We start from the raw sequence: 16,908 nt of genomic DNA on the forward strand, positions 1-16,908 counted from the left end.
GGCAGGCGGCGGAAGGTCGTCTCAGTCCAGGCAAAGCCAGCCAATCCCACTGAGTGCTGATCGCCTGCCGCTGATTGCCGGTGTCCGGTGACGGCGCCCTGCCCGGCTGACTGAGGTCTGTTTGTCCATCTGTCAGTTGTCGGTCTGCCAGGCTTCCCGGCGCTGCCGATCCTCTCCGGTGGCTTCGACCCAGCGGTCGTCGACCTCCCGCTGCTCGCGCTTCCAGAACACCGCGTCGGTTTTGAGGTAATCCATCAGAAACTGGGCACCGGCAAAAGCCGCGCTGCGATGGGCGGAGGCGACCTGCACATAGACGATCTGAGCGGAGGGTGCGAGCAGGCCGACACGATGCAGGATGAGCACATCTGTCAGCGGCCAGCGCTCACAGGCGAGATCTGTAAATTTCCGGATGCTGGCTTCTGTCATACCGGGGTAGTGCTCCAGAAACAGTCCGCTGACATCGGCTGATGATGCCTGATCGGATGCCCGGTCCCGTACCAGCCCGGTAAAAGACACCACTGCGCCGATGGATCCGGTGCTGCGGCCGCGGGCCCGCCCATAGAGCGCATGCATTTCCGCGCCTACATCGAAGTCGGCGGTTTCGATGCGGATCTCAATATGCGGGGTAAGGCTCATGCCGGTCAGCCGCCGGTGATCGGCGGCAGAAAGGCGACTTCGTCGCCATCCCTGAGGGTGGTGGTCAGCGGGATCAGTTCCTGGTTGACGGCGAGCCGCACGTTTTCCGCGCTGATCGCCCGGTATGCAGTTTCAGGCAGCCGTTCCCGCAGGATCCGCAGCAGCCCTTCAATACTGGCCTGGTGTGGTACGTCCAGTGAATCTGCGCCAACGGCTTCGCGCAGCGAAGCAAAAAACCGGACCCGTACGGTCATGGGTTCTCAGCCTCCCAGGCGCCGCTTCTGCCACCGGATTTGTGCAGCAGACGCACCGACTCGATGACCATGCCCTTCTCCAGGGCCTTGCACATGTCGTAGATGGTCAGGGCGGCGATGCTCGCTCCGGTCAGGGCCTCCATTTCCACCCCCGTGGGTCCGGTAACCGTCGCTTCGACGGTGATCGTGAGCACGCCGGGTTCAGTGGGGGTGAAATCCACAGCCACTCTGGACAGGGCCAGTGGATGACACAGTGGAATCAGGTCGCTGCAGCGCTTGGCCCCCTGTATCCCGGCCACCCTGGCCACTGCAAGCACGTCCCCCTTTGCACTGCCGCCTTCGAGTATGGCTGCCAGAGTTTCCGGCCGCATCCGGATGCGTGCCCCCGCGCGGGCCACCCGCCGGGTGGAAGTCTTTTCCGAGACGTCGACCATGTTGGCTTCGCCGGCGTCGTTCAGATGGGAGAGTTTATTCATAGGCGGCCATTATAGCCCGGGTAGCAGAGCGCCTGTTTGTCTTCGCGACCGCGGCCTGCAGCCTTCACAGGTAAGGACCCTGCCTGCAGCGGTCCGGGCGTTTTCCTGCGGGCGCGCAGCCGTGGCGCCATTCTCCGCCAAGCCAGGTAAAATGAGGCTCCTTAGACAGAGAATCCGTACCAGGGGGTCTGTGGTCAGCGCTCAAAGTGCCCGCAGTGATCCCAGCCAGTGATGACTCAAACAGCTCAGAATTCTGCGAGTGTGATCGTCGGAATGTCCGGAGGGGTGGATTCCTCCGTGGCAGCGCTGCTGCTGCTCGAGCAGGGTTACCGGGTGGCCGGACTGTTCATGAAGAACTGGGATGAAGACGATGGCACCGATTACTGCACGGCGCAGGCCGATCTCGCAGACGCGCAGCAGGTGTGCGATGCGCTGGGTATCGAGCTGCATACCGCGAATTTTGCAGCCGAATACTGGGATGATGTCTTCGAATATTTCCTGGCTGATTATGCCGCGGGAAGAACACCGAATCCGGATGTACTGTGTAACCGGGAGATCAAGTTCAAGCAGTTTGTGCACTATGCCGCGAGCCTGGGAGCGGATTTCATCGCAACCGGTCACTACGTTCGGGGCGACTGGTGTGGTGCGGGGCCTGACAGGCAGTTCCGGGTCCGCAAGGCGGCAGACCGGAACAAGGACCAGAGCTATTTCCTGCAGGCGGTGCCACTGGCTGCACTGAGCCGATGCCTGTTTCCGCTCGGTGATCTGCACAAGGAGGAGGTACGCCGGCGCGCCGCAGCGGCCGGATTCGCCAATCACCGCAAGAAAGACAGCACGGGCATCTGCTTCATCGGCGAACGCCGCTTTGCAGATTTTCTGAGTCGATATCTGTCAGCCGACCCGGGTCCGATCCTGGACACCCGAGGCAATCGGGTCGGCGCGCATCGAGGTCTACCCTACTACACGCTCGGCCAGCGCCAGGGTCTGGGCATTGGTGGGGTGGCCGGTCTGCCGGAATCTCCCTGGTATGTGATCGGCAAACGTGCAGCGGAAAATGTGCTGCTGGTGTCCCAGGATGCCATCGACCTCGAGGGCGACTGGCTGGAGGCGACGGAGCTGAACTGGCTGGTCGAAGTGCCCGTACTGCCACTGCGCTGTCAGGCGAAGATCCGCTACCGCCAGGCCGATCAGGATTGCCTGGTTACTGCGGCTGAGGGGGGGCGGCTGCGGGTGAAATTCGATGTCCCGCAACGGGCCATTACACCGGGCCAGTATGTCGCCTTATATCAGGGTGAAGTCTGTCTGGGAGGGGGTGTGATCGAAGCGGCCCCCGAGCCCGCCGACCTGCGGCGGTCACGAGGTGATTCCGGTGCCTGATTCTGCCCTCGACTACCGCAGCCTGGCTTTGGCTGGGGTGGTTCAGGCCGCCGCACTCGTGCAGGCGCGCGCACACGGCCGCGACGGCCCGGGCCTCGGAGCCGCAGCCGTCGCAGCGGTAAGACATCCGATCCGCAGCCGGCACCCTGAAAATACTGCAGAAATCTTCCCGGATCCTGCGGCACTTGCACCCGGTGTCGAGCTTGCGATCGAGCTGATGAGCAGCAAACCCAAGGACCTTGAAATTCTGCGCTACAGTCTGCAGCTGATAGACCTGGCCGGGCGGCTGAAACGCCACAAGGCCGTGCTCGAGCGGCTGGGCCGGCTGCTGGATGATCTCCCCGTGGATCCGCTGGACTCGCAGTATGCGGCCGTCTACCAGGGCTCAATCAGTACGCTCGGACAGCGCATTGAAGTACGGGGAAATCCGGATCTGCTGCGGCAGGAGACCGTCGCCAATGAAATCCGCACCCTGCTGCTTGGCGGTGTGCGGTTTGCCTGGCTCTGGCAGCAGCTGGGTGGTCGGCGCTGGCAGCTTGTGCTGCAGCGAAACGGGGTGCTGCAGGCTCTGCAGTCCCTCGCTGCAGCGCTCAAAGATCGCACGGTGATACATTGATTCCACGAATAACAGACAACGCAACGTGAGGTGACATGAGTCTGGATCCCCTGCTGGCACTCAGTGCACTGGATGGCCGCTACCGATCGAAGATCGAGCCACTGACCCGGGCATTGAGTGAGTTCGGCCTGCTGCACGCACGGGTGGAAGTGGAGTGTCGCTGGTTCCAGGCACTCGCGAGTTGTCCGTCGGTCCGGGAACTGCCCGAGCTGGATGTCAGACAACTCGACGCCCTGCGCAAGATCTACCAGGATTTCAGCCTCGCGGATGCTCGGGCCATAAAGGAGATCGAGGCGAGGACGAACCACGATGTGAAAGCCGTGGAGTATTTTGTCAAAGACCGTGTCGGCAAGATTGCGGATCTCGCGAATCATATCGAGTTCGTGCACTTCGCCTGCACTTCGGAAGACATCAATAATCTGTCCCACGGTCTGATGCTGCTGCGCGGACGGGAGATCCTGCTGCCGGTAATGGGTGATCTGATTGAACGTATCGAAAAACTTGCACTGCAGACAGCGGACCTCGCCATGCTGTCCCGCACGCATGGTCAGACAGCCTCGCCCACGACTCTGGGCAAGGAGTTGCGTAATGTCAGCGCGCGGTTACGCCGTCAGCTGCAGCAGTTTTCTGCGCTCGAGGTGCTCGGCAAAATGAATGGTGCGGTGGGCAACTTCAACGCCCATTGTGTGGCTTATCCGGAAACCGACTGGATCGGACTGAGTGAGAAATTCATCTCGGGGCTCGGGCTGGTGAGTAATCCCTACACCACCCAGATCGAACCCCACGATTACATGGCGGAGTGGTTCCATACCCTGTGCAGATTCAATCAGGTACTGCTGGATTTTGACCGGGACACCTGGAGCTACATCTCGCTGGACTACTTCACCCAGCGCAAGGTGGAAGGCGAGACCGGCTCCTCCACCATGCCGCACAAGGTAAACCCGATCGATTTCGAGAATTCCGAGGGCAACCTCGGAGTGGCCAACGCGCTGCTTGAGCACATGGCGGCCAAACTGCCGGTCTCCCGGTGGCAGCGGGACCTGTCCGATTCCACCGTATTGCGAAACATCGGCAGTGCGTTCGGTCATTGTCTGCTTGCCTATCAGTCCACCCTGAAGGGGCTGAGTCGTCTGGAGGTGAATGCGCCCGCGATCAGCGCGGATCTGGCCGAGCGCTGGGAAGTCCTCGCCGAGGCGATCCAGACGGTGATGCGCCGGCAGGGCGGTGCGGAACCCTACGAAAGGCTGAAGGCGCTGACACGGGGCGAGCATCTGGATGAAGCGCTTTATCGTCAGATTCTGACAGCTCTGGATCTGCCCGCGGAATCGCGTGCGCAGCTCGATGCCCTGACACCTGCCGGCTATGTGGGTCTGGCAGCACTGCTCACACGCAAGGGATTGAACTGAGATGGACGTGCATGTGATTTCCGCCGACTGGTCCAAAGATGCCCGGGTTCTGCAGGAGATCCGGGGCAAGGTTTTTATCGAGGAGCAGCAGGTACCCAGGGACCTCGAATGGGACGGTCTCGATGAAGAGGCCCATCATTTCCTGGCCATCAACAGCGCCGGTGTGCGGGTTGGCTGTGCGCGGCTGCTCCCCACCGGGCAGATCGGGCGGATGGCGGTCCTCAAGGAGATGCGCGGTCAGCAGATCGGCAATCGATTGCTGGATGCCTGCATCGAAAAGGCCAGGAGTCTGGGTTTAGATCGTGTGTTTCTGCATGCTCAGGCACAGGCAGAGGACTTTTACCGGAAAGCGGGATTTCTGCCCTTCGGCGACAGATTCCCCGAGGCAGGTATTGATCATCAGGCGATGGACCTGGCGCTGCCGATTCCGTTTGAACCGGTCCCCGGTATTGATAAACCGGTGATCCGGGAAGAAGCACCGGACCCGGCGAGTGAAGCCGGTGAGCTGCGGCAGTTTCACGGCGAAAGCGAGTGCGCGGAGGGGCTGCGGGAAATACTGGACTGGCCACGGCGGACTCTCCGCATCTACAGCCAGTTGCTTGACCATGTGTTGTTCGACCAGCCAGGCGTGGTCGAGGCGCTGTCCGCGTTTGTCAGAACCGGTCCACCCGCCCGACTGCAGGTGCTGATTCATTCGAACAGTGCCGTCGTCAGCAGAGGGCATCGCCTTGTCGAGCTGGCCCGGCGAATTGACAGCAAAATCCAGATTCGAACCGTGCCGGTGGAACTGGCAACCGACCGCCATACTGCAGTGGTGTGTGACGACCAGGGTTTTTTCCTCATGCCGGACGCAGAAAATTACTTAGCCTTTGCCAACCGCTACGATCCGGTACAGGCGCAGCGCCTTGCCGGGCGATTCGACTACCTCTGGGAGCGCAGTAAGACGGATGCGGAATTGAGAACGCTGCGATTGTGAAGCGCGCGTGGCTGACAGCGGCGCTGTGCCTGGGCATTGCTGCGGGAGGCCATACTCACAGCGGCGACTGGTATCTGGTGGAATTTGCGGCAAACCGTCCAGCCTGTGAGATGCCCGACACAGCGAACGGGCAGGATACCGTCCAGCGGGCGCACACCACAGGCCAGCGCACGGACCCTATGCCTTCCACCGCACGATGCCGGGAGACAGCTTCCCGGAGATCTGCCCTGGAACTGAAAGACGGCGAGGTGATTGAAATGCCCGCAACGACGGACATCCCGTCTGCGTGGGTGGCGCTGCGGCAGCTCTGGTTGTATGCGCCTGCCGTCGGCTCCGATGGCTTCAGAATGTCCTTGCAGCGGACTCCCGGTGGTGTCCGACTGCAACTTCAGGAAGGTTCTGTCCGCTATCTGGAGACACTCCCCCTCGATACCTGGGTGCGTCTGGATCGGGTGAACGCGAGGCAGCTGTGGGCCCGTGTCCGCCAATCCCCGGTGCAATGACTGCGCAGGGACATCCCACAGGTCGGATCTGCAAGGCTTGTGCGATCAGTTCCGGCGCGCCTGATCGAGCAGTTGCTGAAGTTCTCCGTAGGACTCCGCTGCCTGGTACTGCGGAAATTCACTGCGGACGTTGGCCGGTGCGCGATAGAAAAATCCCGCATCCGCTTCGTCCAGCATGGAGACGTCGTTGTAGGAATCGCCGGCGGCGAATACCCGATACCGCAGCGACCGGAATGCCTGCACCGAGCAGCGTTTCGGATCGGGCTGGCGGATGCGGTAGCCGACGATGCGGTCCTTCTCCACATCCAGTTGATGACACAACAGGGTCGGATGGCCAAGTTTTGCCATCAGCGGCATCGCGAACTGATAGAAGGTGTCCGAGATGATGACAACCTGAAAAAACTGCCGCGCCCAGTTCAGAAAGTCGTTGGCTCCCGGAAGCGGCTCCACTTCGTCGATGACTTCCTGGATCAGAGACAGGGAAAGGTCCCGTTCACGCAGCACGCCGAGGCGCAGGTTCATGAGATCGTCGTAAACGGGTATATCCCGGGTGGTCTTGTTGAGCTCCTCGATCCCCGTCCGGCCTGCTACGGCCTGCCAGATTTCCGGAATCAGAACACCTTCTAGATCGAGACAGAGTACGTCCAAGACAATGGCCCTCCTTTGGGCATGAAGAGATCAGCGTTTGGCGGGAGGCAGTGAGGCTTCTGTTGATTGGATCTTTTCTTCCGAATGGGTTTATCCGGATCTGTCTATCCGGGTCTCATCGAACCGGCAGTTCTGTCTGCTCGAAGAGGGCCTCACGATCGGTGCGCGTCGCACAGGCAACGGCGGCGTCCACTGTATCCTGATCAAGATGGGGAGCGAACCACCCGATGAAGTCGTACATGTAACGACGCAGGAAGGTGCCTTTCCGAAAGCCGATGTGTGTAACGCTGGAGCCGAACAGGTGCGAACCATCCAGAGCCACGAGATCACCGTCGATTGCAGGATCCAGGGCCATGCCGGCAATGATGCCTACCCCCAGACCCAGGCGGACGTAGGTCTTGATCACGTCCGTATCCGTGGCGGTGAACACCACGTTGGGGACCATACCGGATGCGGAGAACGCTTCGTCGAGTCTCGAGCGGCCGGTGAAGCCGAACACATAAGTCACAATCGGATGAGCGGCGACATCGGCAATGGTCAGACCGCCGGTTTTCTTCGCCGTCTCCTCGAGCGGATGTCCTTTCGGTACTACAACAGACCGGTTCCAGCGATAACAGGGCATCATTACCAGGTCATTGAAGAGATCCAGACCCTCGGTGGCGATCGCGAAATCGGCACCACCCGTGGCCGCGAGTTCGGCAATCTGCGTCGGACTGCCCTGATTCATATGCAGGCTCACATCAGGATAAGCCTTGCGGAATTCCCGGATGATGGAGGGCAGCGCATAGCGAGCCTGGGTATGGGTGGTAGCAAGGGTCAGACTGCCCTGCTTTTCGTTGCTGTATTCCTGAGCGATCTGCTTGATGGTTTCCGCCTGGCGGAGAATTTCACCCGCCATGCGGATGATGGTCTCTCCCACCGGGGTAACATGGGTCAGGTGCTTGCCACTGCGTGCAAAGACTTCAACGCCGAGTTCGTCTTCCAGCAGTCGGATCTGCTTGCTGATCCCCGGCTGGGAGGTGAACAGGCTCTGAGCAGTCGCGGACACGTTCAGATCATGGTGGGCGACTTCCCAGATGTAACGCAGCTGCTGCAGCTTCATGTTGCCATAAGCGCTATAAAAAACGCTTTTAGTATAACTTCAGCCACTGTTGTTCACCACGCCGTGCGGGACGTGGCCAGCCGTCACATGACCACTCGCCCGTTCGCAGTGCTGGGTCTGATCGTCGAAAAATACATCTGCACCGAAGGCTTTGAGAAATTCGGTCTTCTCCATGCCGCCGAGAAACAGGGATTCGTCCAGCCGTATGTCCCAGGCTCGCAGCGTGCGGATGACCCGCTCATGTGCGGGTGCACCGCGTGCTGTGACCAGTGCGGTTCGGATCGGGCAGGCATCCTCGGTGAACTCCTTCTGCAGATTCTGCAGGGCTGCGAGAAATCCCTTGAAGGGTCCACCCTCGAGCGGACTGGCCGCGGCGGCAGCTTCCTTGCGGGTGAAGGCTGCGAGCCCTTCCGCCTGAAAGACCTGCTCTGCTTCGTCTGAAAAGAGCACCGAATCTCCGTCGAAGGCCAGCCGCAATTCGTCGCCGGTACTGGTCGCGGGACTGCCCCCCCGACCCAGCAGGGTGGCCGCCGCAACGCCGTGTTCCAGGGCATGGCTGACATCTTCTGCCTGGGTCGAGAGAAACAGACTGCAGCCGAATGCGCGGATGTAGCGGTAAGGGCTCTGCCCGCCACAGAAAGCGGCACGGGTGATGTCCAGTTCATAGGCCTTGATGGAATTGAAAATGCGCAGACCGGTGTCGGCCGAGTTACGGGAGAGGAGGATCACATCGACCCGGTGCTTGCCGAGCAGTTTGTTGATATTGAGCAGCTTCTGCACAAAAACAAAAGCCTCGCCCCGCTCCAGTACCTGGTCTTCCTGGGCGATCTGATAGTGGCGGTAGGCCTCGAGTCCCTGCTCTTCGTAGACCCGGTTGCTCTCCGCCAGATCAAACAGAGCCTGGGAACTGATGGCGACTGTGAGGGGAATCACAACCGCACGCTCACGCGTCGAGATCTGGGATCAGTTCGCTCTCGAGACGGGCGATCATATCCTTGAGCTTCAGTTTGCGTTTCTTGAGACGCTGGATCCGCATGTTGTCCGGGTGCCGGGCCTCAACCAGGTGGCCGATCACTTCGTCCAGATCGCGATGTTCCAATCTCAGTTCCTCAAGCCAGCGCTCGATTTCGGCGTTGTCCACCGCCCTACCTGTACTGCTGTTCCGTGGCATCATAAGCCGTCCTGAAAGCGGTTCAAAGGCCGATTGTGGCAATTGTCGAGCAGCCCACTGAGCAGACTCCGTTGCGCCGGGTGCGGCATCGAGCGTACCAATGCTGATTGCCCTGGCGGGTCTCATGGCTGCGGTGGCCTTTGTTGTGCTTGTCCGGCTGTTGTGGCTCTCGGCGCGTCCTGCCCGCTCCACCACGATGATCACTGCTGCGGCTGCTGTCCTGGTTATCGGGCTGGCGATCCTGGCAGCTACCGGTCGTCTGCACTGGATCGTGGCGGTCGGAGCAGCCCTCCTCCCCTTCCTCAAACGCGCGATCTCTCTCCTGCGCTATCTGCCCTGGATCAAAGGGGCCTTTGGTGCCTATCAGCAGACTCGTGGAAACTCCAACACCGGCACAGCGAATGGAGACCTGTCTGTCGAAGACGCCTGCCGGATTCTGGGTCTGGGTTCCCACCCGACCCGTGATGAAGTGATTGCCGCCCATCGCAGCCTCATGCAGAAGCTGCACCCGGATCGGGGAGGATCGACGTACCTCGCGCAGCAGCTCAACGACGCCAAGCGGGTTCTGCTCAAGCACATCGGGTAAGGCATCCAGGTCCCCAGCCGGTCATTCCCGCACAGCGGAGTTCCTGTGGAAATGTAAGTGCAGGGTGAGCTGTGCTCTGGTTCACAGTGAGGGCCGGAATGCTCGATTATGCTCCCCTCCATGGCCACCCCACCTGCTGACAGCGAGCGTCGATCCCACCCGCGTTACGCGGCGGGTTCGATCAAGGTGTCGCTGCGACCCCGGGGTGCGCTGTCAAAATTTTCCGCTGAACTGCTGGATTTCAATCGACACGGTCTGGCTGTGCGCTTTGATCGACCGATGCCGAAAGACAAGCTCGTGTTCCTGAGTCTGCACTGCGCTGATCTGCATCTGGATCAGGTTGTGGGTGTGATCCACAACTGTTTCGCACAGGAAGACGGATACCGCTGCGGCATCCGATTCAGGACGCAGTCCGCGCTGCAGTTTGATCGGGAACAGGTCGAGTCCGCGCTACTTGATTTCGAATCGTTGCTTACCGATTTCAGGAAGATAGCCGCGCAGGGCTAGCGCCTGCTCCGACCTCTAGGGGCCCATCAGCGCCCGTGCTTCCTCTTCGAGGGCCAGGTGGCGTCTTACCCAGTTATCGAGAAGCATGAACTCGGCATCGGGGATGTGAAACGCCCGACTGATCTCCCGGAGCACACACTCTTCTTCGATTTCGAAAGCACCGTCGGCATAACTCAGGCGAAGCAGGTTCAGCAGAGCCACGATCCTGGATCTGCGCGAACTGAACACGTCCTCGATACCGGACAGTTCCAGATACTCGGCTTCCCGGGACGGATGCAGATCCATCTCCCGTTTGAAGTCATCGAGCATGCCTTCTTCGTTCGGGTCGAGCAGACCATCGGAGACAATGACGTTGTGCGCGAGGCCCAGCAATGCCTGGCGCTGAGCGACCGACAGGGTTGAGAGCCACATGGCGCAGCCAGCCAGAGATCAGCTGAGAGCGAGGGAGGCGAGCATGATGATGATCGACAGCCAGCCCCAGCCGATGAAGGCCTTCATTACCAGGCTCTGTTCAAAAAAGTCCTCGATCAGATACCACATCTGTCAGTTCCAATCCTGTCATTGCGAAGTCGGGATTCTATGCCAAATATCTCTTCATGTGGGTAGTTAAAGGTCACCGGGTGCGCGGGCGCACAGCTCGGGTGAGCGGCACGGAACTGTGAAGATGGGTGCACCCTCCCCTCAGGGTCGACGATCTCCAGGGGATGCGCCGATGTTGCTTTCTCCTCTGGTGCCGGTAAGATCGGCCAGATGCGAATAGCCGATCACATGTCCACGCAGCACCTGCCCACCCCCGCCACCGGGTGGTGCAGCTATTACTTTTTTATCCGTTAGCCCTGTCTTCGAATAATCGAAGGCAGAGCAGGCTGCCTTCGACGAGAACCCCGTCAGGTAGCCCCGGCGGGGTTTTTTTTTGGATGGTGGTCTGAATCTGCGGTGAATGGAGCCTGAAAATGACAAAGCTGGAAAACCTGAATATCGCCTCTTCCGAGGTACTGATCACGCCGGAGCAGCTGAAATTGCGGCTGCCTGCTTCCAGGGCCACGGAGGCCGGGGTGCAGGCCGCTCGCGACACTATCCGGAAGATTCTCGCCAGGGAAGATCCGCGACTGCTGGTGGTGGTAGGCCCCTGCTCTATCCACGATCCGGTCGCGGCCATGGACTACGCCCGGCGGCTGGTGCGTCTGGCGGCAGAGGTTGAGGACCAGCTGTTCCTCGTCATGCGCGCTTACTTCGAAAAGCCCCGGACCACCATCGGCTGGAAGGGTTTGATCAACGATCCCTACCTGGATGACAGTTTCCGTATAGCCGACGGGCTCGAAATTGCCCGGCGCCTGCTCCTGGAGATCGCTGAACTTGGCCTGCCACTGAGCACGGAAGCGCTGGATCCCATCACCCCGCAGTACCTGCAGGATCTCATCGCCTGGTCTGCGATCGGGGCGCGCACGACCGAATCCCAGACGCACCGCGAGATGGCTTCCGGGCTCAGTTCCGCGGTGGGCTTCAAAAATGGCACGGATGGCGGGCTCGAGGTTGCGCTGAACGCGCTCCAGTCTGTCTCCCATCCGCACAATTTTCTCGGCATCAGCGGCAGCGGACAGGTCTCAGTACTGCAGACCCGGGGCAACCCGGATGCGCACATCGTGCTGCGCGGCGGCAGTCAGGGCCCCAACTACGACGCCGCGAGTATCGCCCGCTGCGAGCAGGCGCTGGAGCGCGCCGGTATGCGGCAGAACATCATGGTCGACTGCAGTCATGCGAACTCTGAGAAGGACCACAACCGTCAGCCGCTTGTCGCCCGTGAGGTCGTAGAACAGATCAGGTCGGGTAACCGTTCGCTGATTGGCCTGATGATTGAGAGCAATCTGGCCGCGGGCAATCAGAAGCTGAGCGCCGACAGAGCGCAGATGGCCTATGGAGTCTCCGTGACGGATGCCTGCATCGACTGGAACACCACGGCAACGCTGCTCAAGGAGATGGCCCTCAGCCTTGCGAAGGTGCTGCCCGCGCGCTGTGCGGCCGCTGCCTGAGGATGCGGGTTCTGCCGATCAGCGGTAGTAGGCGTTTTCCCTTTCGCTGTGGTCTGTCACGTCACGCACCGCAGTCAGCTCCGGAATCTGCTCGAGCAGGGAGCGCTCGACGCCGTTCTTGAGTGTGATGTCCACTGCCGAGCAGCCCTGGCAGCCGCCGCCGAACTCCAGCACGGCGACCGAGTCCTCCACCAGTTCAACCAGGGTCACCATGCCGCCGTGTGCGGCCAGGCCGGGGTTGATCTCGTTGTGGAGGATGTAGTTGATGCGATCTTCCAGGGGTGCATCCGGGCCCACCCTGGGTACCCGGGCGTTTGGCGCCTTGATCGTGAGCTGCCCCCCCATCTGATCCTGCTGATAGTCCACCAGCGCATCTTCGAGATAAGGCATGCTGCGCTCTTCGAACCATGCGGTGAACCCTTCGTAAGCGACGGGAAGGTCTCCCGACTGCTCCTCCCCCGGGCGGCAATAGGCGATACAGGTTTCCGCATGGGGAGTACCGGGTTGCGCTACGAACACCCGGATACCGACGTTCTTGTCATCCTGCTTGGCAAGTAATTCGCGCAAAAAATCCTGTGCCGGCGCGGAAATTTCGATCATGTGCCTAATCCCGACTAAATCAGTCGGAAATTTACTGCATACCCCTGCCAGGCTGCAAGGAGCAGGTCGACTCAAAGCCGGATTCGGACCCTTAATCTAAAAGTCACGGCATCCCGATGTATGAGCAGTGTTCAACTTTATTCGGCAGAGCTTCAATTGAATTCATGTGCGGGGCCTCTACACTGGTGCGCTTTGTGCTGACGGCTTAGGGTGTTTTGCTTTGACTGCTCGATCGACCCATCTTCTGGAAGCTGCGCTGCGCCGCCGTATTCATATCCTCGACGGCGCGTACGGCACCCAGTTCCAGGCGCTGCGCCTCGAAGAGGAGGATTTTCGTGGCGAGGCCTTCGCCGGGCATTCGTCTCCTGTGAAAGGCAATCACGACCTGCTCTGTCTGACCCGGCCGGAAGCCGTTGCCGAGGCCCATCGAGAGTATCTGCGCGCGGGTGCAGATATCATTAAAACCAACAGTTTCACGGCTACCCGCATCGCCCAGGCCGACTATCGGCTCGAGGACCGGGTTGCTGAAATGAACCGGGCAGCTGCCCGGATTGCCCGCAGCGTAGCAGATGAATTCTCCACCCGGGAGCACCCCCGTTATGTTGCCGGGGTACTCGGTCCCACCAACAGGACCGCAAGTCTGTCACCGGACGTCAACGATCCGGGTGCGCGCAATGTAACCTTCGCCGCCCTGGCGGCCGACTACCGGGATGCGGCAATCGCACTGCTGGAAGGCGGCGCGGATCTGCTGCTGCTGGAGACTGTGTTCGACACGCTGAACGCCAAGGCCGCGGTTTATGCATTGCTGGATCTGCAGGCGGAATCGGGTCGCCGGATTCCATTGATGATTTCCGGAACCATTACCGATGCCAGCGGCAGAACGCTGTCCGGACAGACATGCGAAGCATTCTGGTACTCCCTGCAACACGCCAACCCGATGTCGTTCGGCTTCAACTGTGCCCTCGGTGCAGATCAGCTGAGGCCCTACGTGGAGCGACTTGGTCGCATTGCGACGGTCAATGTAAGCGTGCACCCGAACGCGGGCCTGCCGAACGAGTTCGGCGGCTACGATGAAACGCCGGAGACCATGGCGCGGGTCCTGGGCGAATACGCCGACGACGGCCTGGTCAATATCGTGGGTGGCTGCTGTGGCACGACACCCGAGCACATTGCAGCGCTGCGGGATCGGGTTCTTGGCGCCACACCGAGAAAGCTGCGCCGTCCTGCCCCCCGACTCAGCCTCAGCGGACTTGAACCCTTCATCCGGGAAGAAGGCAGTCTCTTCATCAACGTGGGCGAGCGTACCAATGTCACAGGTTCGGCCCGTTTCGAGAAACTGATCAAAGAGGAAAATTATGATGCAGCGTTGAAAGTTGCGCGTCAGCAGGTCGAAAACGGTGCCCAGATCATCGACATCAACATGGACGAAGGCATGCTCGATTCCCAGGCCGCCATGGTGAAGTTTCTCAATCTGGTCGCGGCGGAACCCGATATCGCCCGGGTACCTGTCATGGTGGACTCCAGCAAATGGGAGGTCATCGAAGCCGGACTGAGGTGCATTCAGGGTAAACCGGTGGTCAACTCAATCAGTCTCAAGGAAGGCGAAGGCGCATTTCTTCGCTGCGCCAGGCTGTGCCGGGCCTATGGTGCGGCCGTGGTCGTTATGGCCTTCGACGAATCCGGTCAGGCCGACAGTTTCGAGCGCAAAGTCCAGATCTGTGAGCGCTCCTACCGGCTGCTCACGGAAGCGGTCGGTTTTCCCCCGGAGGACATCATCTTTGATCCCAATATCTTCGCCATTGGCACCGGGATCGATGAGCATCGCGGTTATGCCGTGGATTTCATTCGCGCCTGTGAATGGATCAGACAGAACCTTCCCCATGCGTCTACTTCGGGGGGTGTCAGCAATGTGTCTTTCTCTTTTCGGGGCAACAATGGCATCCGGGAAGCGATACACACGGTATTCCTGTACCACGCGATCAGAGCCGGGCTCACCATGGGCATAGTGAATGCCGGTCAGCTCGGGCTTTACGAAGACATTCCCGATGATCTGCGCGAGCGGGTGGAAGACCTGGTGCTGAACCGGCGGGCAGATGCTACTGAACGACTGCTGGCGGTTGCCCAGGATCACGCCGGGGCAGGTATGCGTCAGAGCGGGCCGGATCTGAGCTGGCGGGAGACTTCAGTCGAGAAACGCCTGGCCCACGCGCTGGTACACGGCATTACGGAATTCATCATAGAAGACACGGAAGCCGCCCGACTGAATGCGGCACGACCCATCGAGGTCATCGAGGGGCCGCTGATGGAGGGCATGAACCGGGTCGGTGATCTCTTCGGTGCAGGTAAAATGTTTCTGCCTCAGGTGGTCAAGAGCGCCCGGGTGATGAAACAGGCGGTCGCTCATCTCGTGCCCTTCATCGAGGCAGAACAGGGGGACACACCCAAAGCCAAAGCGAAAATCGTGATGGCTACGGTTAAGGGAGACGTGCACGACATCGGCAAGAACATCGTGGGTGTGGTGCTGCGCTGTAACAACTATGACGTCGTCGATCTCGGGGTCATGGTTCCTACCGAGAAAATCCTCGAGGCTGCCCGGCGGGAGCAGGCCGACATCATCGGCCTGTCCGGCCTGATCACGCCTTCACTCGACGAAATGGTGTATGTGGCGGCAGAGATGGAGCGCCAGGGCTTCGCAATACCCCTGCTGATCGGTGGCGCGACCACCTCCAAGGCTCATACCGCGGTGAAGATCGAGCCGGCCTACAGGCGTGGCGCCACCGTCTATGTTACCGATGCATCCCGCAGCGTGAAGGTTGCCTCGAGTCTGATATCCGAGGAGCTGCGCGGCGACTTCATCGAGTCGCTGAGAGTCGAGTACGATGAGGTTCGTACCCGTACCGAAGCACGGGGCAGTGCGCGGAAATTGCTCACACTCGATGAGGCCAGGGGACTGGCGCCGGTGCTCGACTGGGAGACCTATTCGCCGCCGGTACCCCGTCAGCCGGGTGTCCATACAATTGATGTGTCCCTCGAGACTCTGGTGCCCTACATCGACTGGACGCCCTTCTTCATGACCTGGGAGCTGGCGGGCAAGTACCCGAAGATCCTCGACGATGCGGTGGTCGGTAGCGCAGCACGCGAACTCTTCAGGGATGCTTCCGAAATGCTGCAGACGATCATCGCCGATGGCAGGATGGTGGCACGCGGCGTTGTCGGGCTCTGGCCCTGTAATCGGGTCGGTGATGAAGAACTGGCCGTCTACTCGGATGAATCCAGAACCACCGAGATTGCACGCCTGCAGCATCTGCGACAGCAGACGGTCAAGCCGGATGAGAATCCGAATTATTCGCTTGCCGACTTTATCGCCCCACCGCCTCATGCAGACTATATAGGCGGTTTCGCAGTGACTTCGGGATCGGGAATCGAGCTTCTCCTGGCAGATCATGCAGAGGACGATTACGCCTGCATCATGATCAAAGCGCTGGCAGATAGACTGGCGGAAGCCTTTGCCGAGTATCTGCACAGGGAGGTACGGTTGAAGTACTGGGGTTACGCCCGGGGAGAAAACCTCGGCTACGATGCGCTCGTGCGTGAAGAATACCAGGGTATCCGCCCTGCACCCGGTTATCCGGCGTGTCCCGAGCACAGTGAGAAGGAGACGCTCTTCAGGCTGCTCGAAGCCGAAGCGCGTACGGGTATCCGACTGACAGAGAGTTATGCGATGGACCCGGCGGCGTCCGTTTCAGGTTGGTTCCTGTCCCACCCCCAGGCCAGGTATTTCGGTATCGGCAAGATCGGCTCGGACCAGGTGGCCGACTATGCCCGCCGGAAGGCCGTCGATATAGCAACGGCACAGCGACTGCTGCGGCCACTGCTTTAGTATTTCAGCCTTCTAGAAAGTCCAGCCGGAAATAAAATGCACCGCGCCGAGCACGAGCGCGGTGAACACCAGCAGGATCATCCGGGCGTCAATCCGATTGTCGGCTTCGCGTTCGTTCTCAATTCGATCTGAGTTCATGG

Annotated in this window: 19 protein-coding genes; 9 read left to right on the top strand and 10 right to left on the bottom strand. The window is 60.3% G+C overall.

Annotation, left to right across the window (positions count from 1 at the left end):
* Nucleotides 1-132 precede the first annotated feature (132 nt).
* From R3E82_05915 to moaC, 3 genes are read right to left on the bottom strand one after another with little or no spacing between them, the layout of a single operon-like run.
* Nucleotides 133-636 (bottom strand): molybdenum cofactor biosynthesis protein MoaE, encoded by a 504-nt coding sequence (locus tag R3E82_05915; GenBank protein ID MEZ5550403.1) that lies wholly within the window; start codon nucleotides 634-636, stop codon nucleotides 133-135.
* A 5-nt stretch (nucleotides 637-641) separates the two neighbouring features.
* Nucleotides 642-890: a MoaD/ThiS family protein gene (locus R3E82_05920; GenBank protein ID MEZ5550404.1), complete on the bottom strand. Its 249-nt coding sequence runs from the start codon at nucleotides 888-890 to the stop codon at nucleotides 642-644.
* Nucleotides 887-1,366, bottom strand: coding sequence for a cyclic pyranopterin monophosphate synthase MoaC (moaC, locus tag R3E82_05925; protein ID MEZ5550405.1), 480 nt, complete (start codon nucleotides 1,364-1,366; stop codon nucleotides 887-889). Before moaC ends, R3E82_05920 begins: the two co-directional genes overlap by 4 nt.
* Nucleotides 1,367-1,597: 231 nt before the next feature.
* Between moaC and mnmA the strand changes: the two genes are divergently transcribed.
* The 5 genes from mnmA to R3E82_05950 are packed head-to-tail and all read left to right on the top strand — an operon-like array spanning nucleotide 1,598 to nucleotide 6,244.
* Nucleotides 1,598-2,743, top strand: coding sequence for a tRNA 2-thiouridine(34) synthase MnmA (mnmA, locus tag R3E82_05930; protein MEZ5550406.1), 1,146 nt, complete (start codon nucleotides 1,598-1,600; stop codon nucleotides 2,741-2,743).
* The gene (locus R3E82_05935; protein ID MEZ5550407.1) at nucleotides 2,736-3,359 is read left to right on the top strand and encodes a DUF489 family protein; all 624 of its coding nucleotides are present in this window, start codon (nucleotides 2,736-2,738) and stop codon (nucleotides 3,357-3,359) included. The genes mnmA and R3E82_05935 overlap by 8 nt, the downstream gene beginning before the upstream one ends.
* Before the next feature lie 35 nt (nucleotides 3,360-3,394).
* Nucleotides 3,395-4,765, top strand: coding sequence for an adenylosuccinate lyase (gene purB / locus R3E82_05940; GenBank protein ID MEZ5550408.1), 1,371 nt, complete (start codon nucleotides 3,395-3,397; stop codon nucleotides 4,763-4,765).
* Between the two features lies 1 nt (nucleotide 4,766).
* Entirely contained in the window at nucleotides 4,767-5,741 is a 975-nt protein-coding gene (locus R3E82_05945) for a GNAT family N-acetyltransferase (GenBank protein ID MEZ5550409.1), read from the top strand.
* A complete protein-coding gene (locus tag R3E82_05950; GenBank protein ID MEZ5550410.1) occupies nucleotides 5,738-6,244 on the top strand; it encodes a hypothetical protein in 507 nt (168 codons plus the stop codon). Before R3E82_05945 ends, R3E82_05950 begins: the two co-directional genes overlap by 4 nt.
* Nucleotides 6,245-6,289: 45 nt before the next feature.
* On the opposite strand, the gene thrH is transcribed toward R3E82_05950, so the two are convergent.
* The 4 genes from thrH to R3E82_05970 form a co-directional block, all read right to left on the bottom strand.
* A complete protein-coding gene (gene thrH, locus R3E82_05955) occupies nucleotides 6,290-6,892 on the bottom strand; it encodes a bifunctional phosphoserine phosphatase/homoserine phosphotransferase ThrH (GenBank protein ID MEZ5550411.1) in 603 nt (200 codons plus the stop codon).
* A gap of 115 nt (nucleotides 6,893-7,007) precedes the next feature.
* Entirely contained in the window at nucleotides 7,008-7,994 is a 987-nt protein-coding gene (cysB, locus tag R3E82_05960; GenBank protein MEZ5550412.1) for an HTH-type transcriptional regulator CysB, read from the bottom strand.
* Nucleotides 7,995-8,033: 39 nt separating this feature from the next.
* The gene (locus R3E82_05965; protein MEZ5550413.1) at nucleotides 8,034-8,927 is read right to left on the bottom strand and encodes a 5'-nucleotidase; all 894 of its coding nucleotides are present in this window, start codon (nucleotides 8,925-8,927) and stop codon (nucleotides 8,034-8,036) included.
* Nucleotides 8,928-8,937: 10 nt separating this feature from the next.
* Nucleotides 8,938-9,135, bottom strand: coding sequence for a DUF465 domain-containing protein (locus R3E82_05970; GenBank protein MEZ5550414.1), 198 nt, complete (start codon nucleotides 9,133-9,135; stop codon nucleotides 8,938-8,940).
* A gap of 130 nt (nucleotides 9,136-9,265) precedes the next feature.
* Here R3E82_05970 and R3E82_05975 point away from each other — a divergent pair, with 130 nt between their 5' ends.
* Together R3E82_05975 and R3E82_05980 are read left to right on the top strand one after the other, a co-directional pair.
* Nucleotides 9,266-9,751 (top strand): molecular chaperone DnaJ, encoded by a 486-nt coding sequence (locus tag R3E82_05975; protein MEZ5550415.1) that lies wholly within the window; start codon nucleotides 9,266-9,268, stop codon nucleotides 9,749-9,751.
* A 120-nt stretch (nucleotides 9,752-9,871) separates the two neighbouring features.
* Nucleotides 9,872-10,258: a PilZ domain-containing protein gene (locus R3E82_05980; protein MEZ5550416.1), complete on the top strand. Its 387-nt coding sequence runs from the start codon at nucleotides 9,872-9,874 to the stop codon at nucleotides 10,256-10,258.
* 15 nt (nucleotides 10,259-10,273) lie between these two features.
* On the opposite strand, the gene R3E82_05985 is transcribed toward R3E82_05980, so the two are convergent.
* Nucleotides 10,274-10,669 carry a TerB family tellurite resistance protein gene (locus tag R3E82_05985; protein ID MEZ5550417.1) on the bottom strand — a complete coding sequence of 132 codons (396 nt, stop codon included), beginning with the start codon at nucleotides 10,667-10,669 and terminating at the stop codon, nucleotides 10,274-10,276.
* A gap of 542 nt (nucleotides 10,670-11,211) precedes the next feature.
* Between R3E82_05985 and R3E82_05990 the strand changes: the two genes are divergently transcribed.
* The gene (locus R3E82_05990; protein ID MEZ5550418.1) at nucleotides 11,212-12,288 is read left to right on the top strand and encodes a 3-deoxy-7-phosphoheptulonate synthase; all 1,077 of its coding nucleotides are present in this window, start codon (nucleotides 11,212-11,214) and stop codon (nucleotides 12,286-12,288) included.
* A gap of 18 nt (nucleotides 12,289-12,306) precedes the next feature.
* On the opposite strand, the gene nfuA is transcribed toward R3E82_05990, so the two are convergent.
* On the bottom strand, nucleotides 12,307-12,888 hold the full coding sequence (nfuA, locus tag R3E82_05995) for a Fe-S biogenesis protein NfuA (protein ID MEZ5550419.1): 582 nt from the start codon (nucleotides 12,886-12,888) through the stop codon (nucleotides 12,307-12,309).
* A gap of 220 nt (nucleotides 12,889-13,108) precedes the next feature.
* Here nfuA and metH point away from each other — a divergent pair, with 220 nt between their 5' ends.
* Nucleotides 13,109-16,768 (top strand): methionine synthase, encoded by a 3,660-nt coding sequence (gene metH / locus R3E82_06000; GenBank protein MEZ5550420.1) that lies wholly within the window; start codon nucleotides 13,109-13,111, stop codon nucleotides 16,766-16,768.
* Nucleotides 16,769-16,780: 12 nt separating this feature from the next.
* Here metH and R3E82_06005 read toward each other — a convergent pair whose 3' ends face one another.
* Complete coding sequence (locus R3E82_06005; GenBank protein MEZ5550421.1) at nucleotides 16,781-16,906, bottom strand: hypothetical protein; 126 nt, start codon at nucleotides 16,904-16,906, stop codon at nucleotides 16,781-16,783.
* Nucleotides 16,907-16,908 lie beyond the last annotated feature (2 nt).

It is taken from the genome of Pseudomonadales bacterium, assembly GCA_041395945.1.
Taxonomy (GTDB): Bacteria; Pseudomonadota; Gammaproteobacteria; order Pseudomonadales; family Azotimanducaceae; genus SZUA-309.